The sequence below is a fragment of the Pseudoalteromonas sp. TAB23 genome, from assembly GCF_000498075.1.
In the GTDB taxonomy this organism is placed as follows: domain Bacteria; phylum Pseudomonadota; class Gammaproteobacteria; order Enterobacterales; family Alteromonadaceae; genus Pseudoalteromonas; species Pseudoalteromonas arctica.
The window spans coordinates 1-11,482 of sequence record NZ_AUTP01000257.1 but is presented as its reverse complement, the minus strand read 5'-3'; the positions used below and the strand labels follow the sequence as shown (position 1 = coordinate 11,482).

General features: G+C 39.0%; 13 protein-coding genes. 9 read left to right on the top strand and 4 right to left on the bottom strand.

The annotated features are described in order from the left end of the window. Both L654_RS0115470 and csrA read left to right on the top strand, forming a co-directional pair. Positions 1–748 (top strand): aspartate kinase (locus L654_RS0115470; protein ID WP_024608369.1); only part of this gene is annotated, 748 nt, incomplete at its 5' end. A 91-nt stretch (positions 749–839) separates the two neighbouring features. Then, positions 840–1,031, top strand: a complete 192-nt coding sequence (csrA, locus tag L654_RS0115465; protein ID WP_004587515.1) for a carbon storage regulator CsrA — start codon at positions 840–842, stop codon at positions 1,029–1,031. Between the two features lie 50 nt (positions 1,032–1,081). Here csrA and L654_RS0115460 read toward each other — a convergent pair whose 3' ends face one another. The 3 genes from L654_RS0115460 to L654_RS1000000127340 all read right to left on the bottom strand — a co-directional run bounded on the left by L654_RS0115460 (position 1,082) and on the right by L654_RS1000000127340 (position 2,105). Next, on the bottom strand, positions 1,082–1,549 hold the full coding sequence (locus L654_RS0115460; RefSeq protein ID WP_024608368.1) for a YcxB family protein: 468 nt from the start codon (positions 1,547–1,549) through the stop codon (positions 1,082–1,084). 132 nt (positions 1,550–1,681) lie between these two features. After that, positions 1,682–1,873, bottom strand: coding sequence for a hypothetical protein (locus tag L654_RS0115455; RefSeq protein ID WP_007378921.1), 192 nt, complete (start codon positions 1,871–1,873; stop codon positions 1,682–1,684). Between the two features lie 58 nt (positions 1,874–1,931). Further along, positions 1,932–2,105, bottom strand: a complete 174-nt coding sequence (locus L654_RS1000000127340; protein WP_002961939.1) for a DUF1328 family protein — start codon at positions 2,103–2,105, stop codon at positions 1,932–1,934. Positions 2,106–2,624: 519 nt separating this feature from the next. On the opposite strand from L654_RS1000000127340, the gene L654_RS0115445 reads away from it, so the two are divergent. The 5 genes from L654_RS0115445 to L654_RS1000000128320 all read left to right on the top strand — a co-directional run bounded on the left by L654_RS0115445 (position 2,625) and on the right by L654_RS1000000128320 (position 7,108). Next, positions 2,625–2,867 carry an OadG family transporter subunit gene (locus tag L654_RS0115445; protein ID WP_007583814.1) on the top strand — a complete coding sequence of 81 codons (243 nt, stop codon included), beginning with the start codon at positions 2,625–2,627 and terminating at the stop codon, positions 2,865–2,867. A gap of 11 nt (positions 2,868–2,878) precedes the next feature. Continuing rightward, a complete protein-coding gene (gene oadA / locus L654_RS0115440; RefSeq protein WP_024608367.1) occupies positions 2,879–4,660 on the top strand; it encodes a sodium-extruding oxaloacetate decarboxylase subunit alpha in 1,782 nt (593 codons plus the stop codon). 13 nt (positions 4,661–4,673) lie between these two features. Next, positions 4,674–5,804 (top strand): sodium ion-translocating decarboxylase subunit beta, encoded by a 1,131-nt coding sequence (locus L654_RS0115435; protein ID WP_002961942.1) that lies wholly within the window; start codon positions 4,674–4,676, stop codon positions 5,802–5,804. A gap of 142 nt (positions 5,805–5,946) precedes the next feature. Continuing rightward, positions 5,947–6,918 (top strand): aldo/keto reductase, encoded by a 972-nt coding sequence (locus L654_RS0115425; RefSeq protein WP_024608366.1) that lies wholly within the window; start codon positions 5,947–5,949, stop codon positions 6,916–6,918. 13 nt (positions 6,919–6,931) lie between these two features. Continuing rightward, entirely contained in the window at positions 6,932–7,108 is a 177-nt protein-coding gene (locus L654_RS1000000128320; RefSeq protein ID WP_007583822.1) for a hypothetical protein, read from the top strand. A gap of 74 nt (positions 7,109–7,182) precedes the next feature. On the opposite strand, the gene L654_RS0115415 is transcribed toward L654_RS1000000128320, so the two are convergent. Then, complete coding sequence (locus L654_RS0115415; protein ID WP_007585425.1) at positions 7,183–8,496, bottom strand: peptidoglycan DD-metalloendopeptidase family protein; 1,314 nt, start codon at positions 8,494–8,496, stop codon at positions 7,183–7,185. 322 nt (positions 8,497–8,818) lie between these two features. Here L654_RS0115415 and tyrS point away from each other — a divergent pair, with 322 nt between their 5' ends. Continuing rightward, complete coding sequence (gene tyrS / locus L654_RS0115410) at positions 8,819–10,018, top strand: tyrosine--tRNA ligase (protein WP_007585427.1); 1,200 nt, start codon at positions 8,819–8,821, stop codon at positions 10,016–10,018. Positions 10,019–10,146: 128 nt separating this feature from the next. Further along, the gene (locus L654_RS0115405) at positions 10,147–11,472 is read left to right on the top strand and encodes an IS4 family transposase (protein ID WP_024607224.1); all 1,326 of its coding nucleotides are present in this window, start codon (positions 10,147–10,149) and stop codon (positions 11,470–11,472) included. Positions 11,473–11,482: the final 10 nt, after the last annotated feature.

Below are 11,482 nucleotides of genomic sequence, written 5' to 3'. Positions count from 1 at the left end.
TGTAGAAATAGCAGCGGCTATAAAAGCCGACGAATGCCAGATCTATACAGATGTTGACGGCGTATATACTACAGATCCTCGTGTTGAACCTAACGCGCGCAGAATGAGCCAAGTTACTTTTTCCGAAATGCTGGAGCTGGCAAGTTTAGGCGCAAAAGTTTTGCATATTCGCTCGGTAGAAGCTGCAGGTAGACACAATGTGCCACTTAGGGTGCTTTCTAGTTTTAATCCTGATGAAGGCACATTAATAAGTTTTGAGGAGAACGATATGCCAAGCAAGGTGGTATCGGGGATTGCGTTTAATCGTGACGAATGTTTAATTAAAGTAGATGGTGTGCCAAGCGGTACGCAATATCTTTCAAAAATATTGAAACTTTTTGCTGATAATGGCATCGAAATAGATATGATTAATCAAGTTAATCATATCTTTGAAAAAATAGACTATGCTTTTACTGTGCACTCGAATGATTATCTGCAAGCACTTGAATTATTGAGCGAAGATCAAGCTCAACTCAGTGCTCAAAATATAAGCGGATTACCAACAGTAGCTAAAGTTTCTGCTGTTGGCATGGGTATGAAATCGCATTCTGGTGTAGCAAGTTTATTTTTTGATGCATTAGCGCAGGAAAATATTAATGTGGTTTTAGTCTCGACTTCTGAGATCAAAATTTCAGTTTTAATAGATGAAAAGTACCTAGAGTTGGCAGTTCGTGCATTACACAAAGCATTTTTAACAGAAAATGGATAGATTGAGAGTTTTTACTTACTTTTCAGTCTAATTTTCATTAGTATGTTTAAGCGGAATCTTATAATTTTTATTGGAACATGGGAGCAAGAGAATGCTAATACTAACTCGTAGAGTAGGTGAAACCCTAATGATTGGTGACGAAGTAACAGTTACTGTTCTAGGTGTTAAAGGAAATCAAGTTCGAATCGGTGTTAATGCACCAAAAGACGTATCAGTGCATCGTGAAGAGATTTACATGCGCATACAAGCTGAAAAGTCGAACCCTAATCCGGGCAATGCTTAATCAACACGTATACGTAGTTGAGTAATTAACTCAACTAGTCAAAAAGCCACTCACTGAGTGGCTTTTTTGTTTATAAAGGCGAGTATTTCTGGGGTTAGTATTTGTTTTGAAATGTACTGCATTCCGCTTTTATTTTTAATAATAATACCTTGCTGAGTATCTATTACTTCGCTTATGTCTTGCCAAGTTAGCTGAAAGCTTTTGTAATGATTAGCCGATTTAATGCCTTCTTCATCAAAGGTAAGTGTTACCTCTGAGCCTGACGCTCTGCTGAGCATTTGTCTGGTTACCCACCAAGGTCTGCGATAGTAAAAAGCGACGCACTCTAGTACACCTAGCATGATCATAAACGATCCTAAGTAATGATCGTTTAAAACATAAATGCCAAATAAACCAAGCGCAACGAGGAGTACAAGTAAAAAGTACTTAGGTTTGGCGCGCTTACTGTAGGGGAGTGACTCATCAAAGCACTCGTAAAAGTAAGGTTTATCTAGTGTGTAGGTTGTTGTAAATGCCATATTGCCTTGCTTTAAATATCGTTTTTTTTATTTTAACAAGCTAACCGCTAAATGAGCAGCTTTATAGTCAGTGATTTTATTACAGGCACAAAAAAACGGCCCTAAGGCCGTTTTTTAGCGTTACAAGAAGAATTAACAGTTAGTTTCTTCAGCGTTTACGCCTTCTTTAACATTTTCACATGCATCTTCTACTTTGTTTTGCACGTCAGTTACTGCTTCGTCAATACGTTCGCCTGCGTCTTCTGCATGATTGTCTTCACAACCCATGATAAAGAAACTTGCGAATAGACCGATTAGTGCTGCTTTTACAGTTGTTGAATTCATAATGTAATTCCTTGTAAGTATTAATTAAATTTTAGTGTTTGTTAGTTGAATGCTTTATCTACCTGGGTGATTTACCACGTAGTGCACCTGAAACTAATGAGATCACTAAAAGTACTAAAAATATAAAAAATATAATTTTTGCTATACCAGCTGCGGCACCTGCGATGCCACCAAAACCTAACACTGCAGCGATTAAAGCAATAACTAAAAATGTAATTGTCCAGCGTAACATTGTTTTCTCCTTGGTTATCAAATTTGCTCACAATAACTAATGCCAGTTATATGCCAAAGTTTATTTTTGTTTTATATCAGATAGTTATGGTTTTTAACTGTGTTTTTAGTTATTAGTTAGTTAGTAATTTTTACGCTTTGTTATGTAAGTTATTCACACTGTTACAAGTTACCGGTAAATATTCACTAAAAATAATATTTTTGGTAAGACCAATTAACAATTGATGTGTGTTTTTGTACTTATTATAAAATTTGGCGGTTATTTTTATTAAGTTGAATAGTTAATTAACAACTTCCATATAACTATTAGCTATAGTCGTTATTTTCTGTATGTATTGTAGGGCGCATGATTGCTGGGTTATGGCATGTAAATTTGTTGAGTGTTATGTTGTTTATAGTTTAATTGGTTTTACCAATTTACAAGATGTAGACAAAGCGACTAGTTTTGTTATTATCCAGTGAATAAATATTTAATTAAATCGATTTTTTATTTTCGATATGGGTTTCAAGGGGGAGAAAAATGGATATAGGTGCTCTACTCACAACGGCTGGTAGCTTAATGCTAACTGGTATGGTTGGGGTGTTTGTATTTCTGTCGATATTAATTGGTGCAGTAACGCTTATGTCTAATTTGGTGACGCGCTATAGCGAACCAGAGGCATCACCAGCTAAATCACCGTCTTTTAAATCTCAAGGTGTGCCTAATGAGCACATCGCTGCTATTAGTGCTGCCATTGCTCAGTACAAATCAAATAATAAATAAGGGGCACACACATGGCTAAATTAAAATTAACAGAATTGGTATTACGCGATGCGCACCAATCATTGCTCGCAACACGTATGCGCCTAGACGATATGCTACCTATTGCTAGCAAGCTAGATGATGCAGGTTATTGGTCTATTGAATCGTGGGGCGGTGCTACATTTGATTCGTGTATTCGTTATTTAGGCGAAGATCCTTGGGAGCGTATTCGTGCGCTTAAAAAAGCGATGCCTAATACTAAACAGCAAATGCTATTACGCGGTCAAAACCTATTAGGCTACCGCCATTACGCTGATGATGTAGTTGAAAAGTTTGTAGAACGCGCACATAAAAATGGCGTTGACGTATTTCGTATATTTGATGCAATGAACGATGTACGTAACCTAGAAACAGCGATTAAAGCGGCTATAAAAGTAGGCGCGCATGCTCAAGGTACTATTTCGTACACGGTAAGTCCTGTTCATACGCTTGATATGTGGCTGACTCTTGCTAAGCAATTAGAAGATTTAGGCTGTCACTCAATTTGTATTAAAGACATGGCGGGTTTATTAAAGCCGTACGATGCTGAAAAACTAATTAAAGCACTTAAAGAAACCGTATCGGTTCCTATCGCTATGCAGTGCCACGCTACAACTGGTTTAAGTACTGCGACTTATCAAAAAGCGATTGATGCAGGCATTGATATGCTTGATACCGCTATTTCATCTATGAGTATGACTTACGGACACACAGCAACTGAAACTATTGTATCGATAGTTGAAGGTACCGAGCGCGATACTGACCTTGATTTAAATCATCTAGAAGAAATTGCTGCTTACTTTAGAGATGTACGTAAAAAATATGCGGCATTTGAAGGTAGCTTAAAAGGGGTTGATGGTCGTATTTTACTAGCTCAAGTACCTGGTGGCATGCTTACAAACATGGAAAACCAACTTAAAGAGCAAGGCGCGGCAGATAAGCTTAATGAAGTTTTACTTGAGATCCCACGTGTACGTGAAGATCTTGGCTTTTTACCTTTAGTAACACCCACGTCGCAAATTGTAGGTACTCAAGCAGTACTTAACGTGCTAACGGGTGAGCGTTATAAAACAATTACTAAAGAAACTGCTGGCGTATTAAAAGGTGAATATGGCTTAACACCAGCACCAATGAATAAAGAGCTACAAGAGCGTGTGCTTGATGGAGCAGAGGTTATTACTTGTCGCCCTGCAGATAACATTGCACCAGAGCTTGCAACGCTTGAAGCTGAATTATTAAAAGAAGCGCAAGAGCAAGGTTTAACACTTGCTGATGAGCAAATTGATGACGTACTAACTTATGCATTATTTCCACAAGTTGGTTTGAAGTTTATTAAAAATCGTAATAACCCTGATGCATTTGAGCCTATTCCTACTGTTGAAGATAAGAGCAATAAGGTAGCACCAAAATCAGGCTCAAATAATAGTAGCGTTAAAGCTGAGCAATACAGCGTAAAAGTAGACGGTAAAGTTTACGATGTAGTTGTAGCGCAAGGTGGTGAACTCAAAGAAGTAACTTTAAAGGATTCTGAGCACATTCCTCAGTCTGCATCGGTTGCATCGGGCGAAACACTTAATGCGCCGTTAGCAGGTAATATTTTTAAAATTAAAGTAAAAGCTGGGCAAGTTGTTAACGAAGGTGATGTAGTGATTATTATGGAAGCCATGAAAATGGAAACTGAAATACGCGCTACGCATACCGGAACAATTGCTGAAGTATTAGTTGGTGAAGGCGATGCTGTAACTACCGGCGACGCTATGATTGCATTAGCTTAGGAGTAAATAGAGGATGGAAGGTATTTTAAACCTCTGGAATGCTACTGGCATTGCTAACTTTACAATCCCATCGTTGATAATGATTGCGGTAGGGTGTTTATTACTGTTTTTAGCGATAGCTAAAGGCTTTGAACCACTATTATTATTACCAATTGGTTTTGGTGCAATTTTAACAAATGTACCAGTGGCAGGTTTGTCAGACCCAGGTGGGCTATTGTATTACGTTTATTACGTGGGTATTGATACGGGGATTTTTCCGTTATTAATATTTATGGGAGTAGGGGCGCTGACCGACTTTAGCGCGCTTATTGCAAACCCACGTATGTTGTTATTAGGTGCGGCTGCACAGTTTGGTATTTTTGCTACTTTGTTTGGCGCAATATTATTAAATTATGTACCAGGCTTTGAGTTTACTCTACAGGATGCATCAGCTATTGCCATTATTGGTGGTGCAGATGGACCGACTGCAATATTTTTAGCGTCAAAACTGGCACCTGATTTACTTGGTGCAATAGCGGTAGCCGCATATTCATACATGGCTCTTGTACCAATTATTCAACCGCCAATTATGCGTGCGTTAACAACCCCAGAAGAACGTAAAATTAAGATGCCAGAGCTTCGCAAAGTATCTAAAAAGGAAAAGATTATTTTCCCTCTTATGGTGCTTAGTTTAACGGCTATGTTTTTACCGGCTGCTATACCGCTTGTAGGTATGTTTTGTTTAGGTAACTTAATGCGAGAGTCGGGTGTTGTTGATAGATTAAGTAACAGTGCTCAAAACGAAATCATCAATGTTACAACTATATTTTTAGGTTTAGCTGTAGGTTCAAAGCTTGCTGCAGATAAGTTTTTAACTGTTGAGACGATTGGTATTTTAGTGCTTGGCGCACTGGCTTTTGCAATTGGTACGGCATCTGGCGTATTTATGGCAAAAGGACTTAACCGCATATCTAAAACACCTATAAACCCATTAATTGGGGCAGCAGGTGTATCGGCTGTGCCAATGGCGGCACGAGTAGTTAATAAAGTTGGCCTTGAAAGTAACCCACATAACTTTTTACTTATGCATGCTATGGGACCCAACGTAGCGGGTGTACTTGGTAGTGCAGTTGCTGCGGGCATATTGCTAGCACTCGTTGGCTAAAAATGTAATTTAAAATAGATTAACCATTAAGCGCAGTTTACTGCGCTTTTTTTTGTTCTTAATTTGTTCACCGCTAAATGGTTTCTTGTTCAGCGCTTTTTGTTTACAGTAACAGCTCTTCAAAATTTTAAGGATAGTTATCATGCTTCACACACCTTTAGCAAAGCACTTACCTCATGTTAGTAAACTTGTATTCGGATGCATGGGTCTGGGCGGCGGTTGGAATAAAGACGCAATCACTGATGCACATGTTAAGCAAACTCATGAATGCATAGATAGCGCTATTGAAGGTGGCATTAACTTTTTTGACCATGCTGATATTTATACTTTTGGTAAAGCGGAGCAGGTTTTTGGTAAAGCATTAAGCGAGCGACCAGAGCTTAGAGAGCACATGTATATTCAATCTAAGTGTGGGATTCGTTTTGAAGATGACTTAGGGCCAAAGCGCTATGATTTTTCATCAAAGTGGATTGAGCAATCAGTTGAAGCATCCTTGAAGCGATTAAATACAGACTATTTAGACGTACTTATGCTACATCGTCCTGATCCACTCATGGAAGTTAACGAAATTGCTCGTATATTTAGTTGCTTAAAAGAAAGCGGTAAAGTGCGCAATTTTGCAGTATCGAATATGCAGCAACATCAAATGAATTTTTTACAGCATGCACTTGATATGCCGATTGTGGCTAATCAAATTGAGGCTAGTTTACAAAAGCATCAGTTTGTTGATGAAGGTGTATATGCCGGTAACAGTGACGGTAAGGATCTTAATTTTACGCCCGGTAGTATTGAGTACTGTCGCCATTTTGAAATTCAAATTCAAAGCTGGGGCAGTCTATGCCAAGGATTATACAGCGGCAGTGATTTATCAAACGCATCGCAGGCTGATATTAACACCAGTCTTTTAGTTAATAAGCTGGCTGCACTTTATGATACGTCTGCTGAGGCTATTGTTATTGCATGGTTACTGCGCCATCCCGCATCTATTCAGCCTATTATTGGAACAACTAATGCCAAGCGCATTAAAGCCTCTTGTGATGCTGTGAACGTACAACTAACTCGTGAGCATTGGTATGCACTTTATGTAAGCGCTAAAGGCGATGAGCTACCATAAGTAGGGCATTGATATGAATATATTCGTTATTTTAATTGGTTTGTTTGTCGCGCTAGCGATACTTATTCCATTGCTTGAAAAATATCAAAGTAAAATAGGGCTCAACGGTGCAACCAAATACAGCAAATATATTTGGCCATTAGTGATGGTGTCTTTAGTGATTCAGCTCATTTATGTATTAATGTATTAATGGTTTTTAGCGTATACAAAAAAGCCTTTGCAGGTTAAACCTGCAAAGGCTTTTTTAATGTTTATTAATAAACTTTATTTAAGTGCTAACTGTAGCTCGCGATTGCGCTCAAGTTGGGCAATAAAGTTATCTGCAATCGGTTTAAACTTAGCAAGTTCTGAGCGAGGTAGTGGCTCTGACTTAGGAAGTTTTACTGTTTTAGGATTACGGTGAACGCCATTTACTAAAAATTCATAGTGTAAATGCGCGCCAGTAACACGACCCGTAGAACCTACAGTACCAATTTGTTGGCCCTGTTTAACTTTTTGGCCCGTTTTAACTAGTTTCTTATTTAGGTGTAAGTACTTAGTTACATATTGTGTGCCATGGCTAATAAATACGTAGTTACCGTTGTACTTGCTGTAACCCGCTTTAACTACCTTACCGTTACCTGATGCAACCACCGGTGTGCCAGTGCGTGCAGCAAAGTCGATACCACGGTGCGCTCTAACTTGCCCAGTAACTGGGTGTAAGCGACGAGGATTAAAGCTCGAACTAATATACTTAAAGCTTACAGGTGCACGTAAAAATGCTTTTTTCATGCTACGCCCTTCAGGCGTATAAAAATTGCCGTCGGTATGGCGAATCGCTGCAAAGCGCTGACCTTGGTTTACAAATTCAGCGGCAATAATTTTACCGGTACCAATAAACTCGCCATCAACATAATGAGACTCATAAATTAAGCCAAACACATCGCCTTTACGAATGTCGTTTGCAAAATCAACATCCCAACCAAATATGTCAGCAAAGTTCATTATTTGACGTTCGCTTAAACCTGCCGCTATTGCTGAAGTCCAAAAGTTGTTAGATATTTCGCCGCCAGCGGTTTTGGTTAGCGTTTCAATTTCTTTACTATCAATAGCTGTATCGTAGTTACCTTCTTCATTTAAGGTAACAAATAAAGTATCGGTTTTTGAAATCACATAGCGCAGTTGAGCCAAAGAGCCATCTTCAGCTGTCGCAAAGCTAAGTATTTCACCGGGGTGAATTTTAGTTAGCTTGCGCGTTTCTGCGTTAGTGTTAATTAGTTTATGGAGCGTTTGAGCTGAAAAACCAGCACGTTTGAAGATAATTGCTAAATTGTCGCCATTTTTAACTTTATGATCGACAAAGTCGTATTCTGGTAACTTTTCTGCTGCTTGCTCTGAATTTAACTCAGTTAATTTTTCGTTGTCATCAACTTTAACTTGTAACTCATAGCGCTTGCCTATCTCTAATGCATCTGCATTATTGTCTTTAGAAGCAGTCGCTTTTTCAGAAGGAAGAAATGCCAAGCCGGCAATAGCAGAAACTAAACCTAAAATAAGCAATTTGTGTTTTTTTGGGAGAGTGTTAACCACGTGAACCATAACGTGCCTTTTTCTGCTGTCAAGATAATAAATACATAATATTGCAGGATATACTTAATAATGTACGAATACTAGTGCTTTGTAGATTTAAACTAACCTTAAACTACGCTAAAATCAGGGTTAAGAAGCCTTTTTTAACGTCCTATCTAACTAAGACTCAATTCATTTTGTTTAGTTGCATTAATAACTTAAAAAGTTATTTTAATTAGGTAGAAATTTGTTATGTTAGCTACATATATATATTCGGTTTAAACCTATATTAAACCGTGATTACAAGTAACTAGTCCGCCCCTTCGTAGGCAGAATTTTGGAGTAACACAAAGTGGATTTACAAACCGCTCTAGCAGAGATAAAACGCGGTGCAGAAGAAATATTAATTGAAGACGAACTAGTTGAAAAACTAAAGTCGGGCAAAAAGCTAAAAATAAAAGCTGGCTTTGATCCTACAGCCCCTGATTTACATTTAGGGCACACTGTACTAATTAATAAAATGAAAACCTTTCAGGATTTAGGTCATGAGGTTATTTTCTTAATTGGTGACTTTACTGGCATGATTGGCGACCCAACAGGTAAAAACGTAACGCGTAAACCACTTACTCGCGAAGACGTACTAGCCAATGCCGAAACATATAAAGAACAAGTATTCAAAATTCTAGATCCTGCTAAAACCACTGTTGCATTTAACTCTACTTGGATGGAAAAGTTAGGCGCTGCAGGTATGATAAAACTTGCTGCTAACCAAACAGTAGCGCGCATGCTTGAACGTGATGACTTTAAAAAGCGTTACGGCAGCGGTCAACCAATTGCAATTCATGAGTTTTTATATCCACTGGTACAAGGTTGGGATTCGGTTGCACTAGAGTCAGATGTTGAACTGGGCGGTACTGATCAGCGCTTTAACTTGCTCATGGGTCGTGAGCTACAAAAAGTTGAAGGGCAAAAGCCGCAAACAGTATTAATGATGCCATTACTTGAAGGTACTGACGGCGTTCAAAAAATGTCTAAGTCGCTTGGTAACTATATTGGTATTACTGATGCGCCAAACGATATGTTTGGTAAAATAATGTCAATTAGTGATGTGCTAATGTGGCGTTATTACGATTTATTAAGCGCGCTTTCTATTGAAGAAATTGCAGCTCAAAAAGAACGTGTTGAGCAAGGTACTAACCCGCGCGATATTAAAATAGAACTAGCTAAAGAGTTAATTGCTCGTTTTCATAGTGAAGCTGATGCACAAGGTGCACATGATGATTTTATTCAGCGTTTTCAGAAAAAAGCGTTACCAGATGAAATCCCAGAGCTGACAATCACTATCGCAGAAGATACTATTTTAATTGCTAACTTGCTTAAAGAAGCAAATTTAGTAGTTAGTACGTCAGAAGCAATGCGTATGATTAAGCAAGGTGCAGTTAAACTTAACGGTGAAGATAAAATCACTGACACCAAACTTGAAATAGCAAAAGGCACAACAGCTATTTACCAAGTAGGTAAACGTAAGTTTGCAAACATCACTGTAGCTTAAATACCGTTTGAAAACTAAAAAACCAGCCTAGGCTTAATGCCGATCAGTTAAGAAATATTTAACGATCCATTGACCGATCTTCTGGTTAGTTTATAAAGGCTTCTGAATTTATTCAGGAGCCTTTTATTTTGCAACTCACTACCGCACTTTCTCTAGCCAATAGCTACGCACCCAATTCAGAAGGCTTAGGTCAACTGAGTGATTTTTTATGCCCTGAGTTTATCAAACAATGCGCAGAAACCGCAGGTGTCGCGACGATAAGGAAAAGAAGGCTTCCTGTTGAGATGGCCGTTTGGACAGTCATTTGTATGTCGTTTTATCGTGAAGACCCACTGTGGAGTATTGTCAGTAAATTAGGGCTCGCTTTACCAGGTAAAAAAGAACTCGTTGCGCCCAGCGCGGTTGTACAGGCTAGGCAGCGGCTTGGGGCTGATGCCGTTAAACAGGTTTTTGAGCAAAGTCAGCAAATGTGGAATGCTGATGCGAACCATCCCACATGGTGCGGGCTATCACTACTGGGTGTTGATGGTGTCATTTGGCGCACACCGGATACTGCTGAAAATCAACATGCATTCTCCATGTGGAAAAATCAGTATGGTGACACGGCCTTCCCTCAGGTTCGCATGGTGTGTTTGATGGAGTTAACTAGTCATTTATTAATGGGGAGCGCCTTTGATAGTTGTCGTACAAGTGAAATGGTGTTGGCTGAAGACTTAATCGAGGCAACACCCGATAACTCACTGACGTTATTTGATAGAGGCTTCTATTCTCTAGGCTTACTCAATCGTTGGCATCATGCTGGGGTAAATAGGCATTGGCTTCAACCGATGAGAAAAGGCACGCAATATGAAATTGTTCGCTCTCTAGGTCGTCAAGACAAACTCATCAAGCTAAAAGCAACAGCACAAGCGAGAAAAAAGTTCGACGATTTACCAGAGAGCATTGAAGTTAGGCTAGTCACAAAAACGGTTAAGGGGAAAGAGGTGAATATACTCACTTCATTAACAGACCCAATGCGTTTCCCTAAGGCTGAAATTGTTGACCTCTATAGTGATCGGTGGGAAATTGAACTTGGTTATCGAGAAATGAAACAAACCTTACTGAATAGTCACTTTACGCTACGCAGCAAGAAACCTGAGATGATAGCGCAAGAATTATGGGGCGTAATGTTGAGCTATAACTTGCTCCGATACCAGATGGTGAAAATGGCGCAGAAAAAATCTGGAATATATGCAAAACACCTGAGTTTTACGACGTGTGCTATTAGTATTATTAACCTTATTCATACAATGTTTATAGAAAATGCAGGACGGATACCTAAATCAATAGAGCAATTACAAGCTCAAGTTGAACATCACATATTGCCGATAAAACGGGAGCGGGCGTATCCGAGGTGTGTGAAACCAAAACCCAGTAAATACCCCAATAAAAAAAGCCAGTCAGCTGTTAACTGACTGGCATTAA

Bases quoted from the DNA above. Each gene is read 5' to 3' on its own strand.
- csrA (WP_004587515.1), top strand. From the start codon at position 840: ATGCTAATACTAACTCGTAGAGTAGGTGAAACCCTAATGATTGGTGAC.
- L654_RS0115460 (WP_024608368.1), bottom strand. From the start codon at position 1,549: ATGGCATTTACAACAACCTACACACTAGATAAACCTTACTTTTACGAG.
- L654_RS0115455 (WP_007378921.1), bottom strand. From the start codon at position 1,873: ATGAATTCAACAACTGTAAAAGCAGCACTAATCGGTCTATTCGCAAGT.
- L654_RS1000000127340 (WP_002961939.1), bottom strand. From the start codon at position 2,105: ATGTTACGCTGGACAATTACATTTTTAGTTATTGCTTTAATCGCTGCA.
- L654_RS0115445 (WP_007583814.1), top strand. From the start codon at position 2,625: ATGGATATAGGTGCTCTACTCACAACGGCTGGTAGCTTAATGCTAACT.
- oadA (WP_024608367.1), top strand. From the start codon at position 2,879: ATGGCTAAATTAAAATTAACAGAATTGGTATTACGCGATGCGCACCAA.
- L654_RS0115435 (WP_002961942.1), top strand. From the start codon at position 4,674: ATGGAAGGTATTTTAAACCTCTGGAATGCTACTGGCATTGCTAACTTT.
- L654_RS0115425 (WP_024608366.1), top strand. From the start codon at position 5,947: ATGCTTCACACACCTTTAGCAAAGCACTTACCTCATGTTAGTAAACTT.
- L654_RS1000000128320 (WP_007583822.1), top strand. From the start codon at position 6,932: ATGAATATATTCGTTATTTTAATTGGTTTGTTTGTCGCGCTAGCGATA.
- L654_RS0115415 (WP_007585425.1), bottom strand. From the start codon at position 8,496: ATGGTTCACGTGGTTAACACTCTCCCAAAAAAACACAAATTGCTTATT.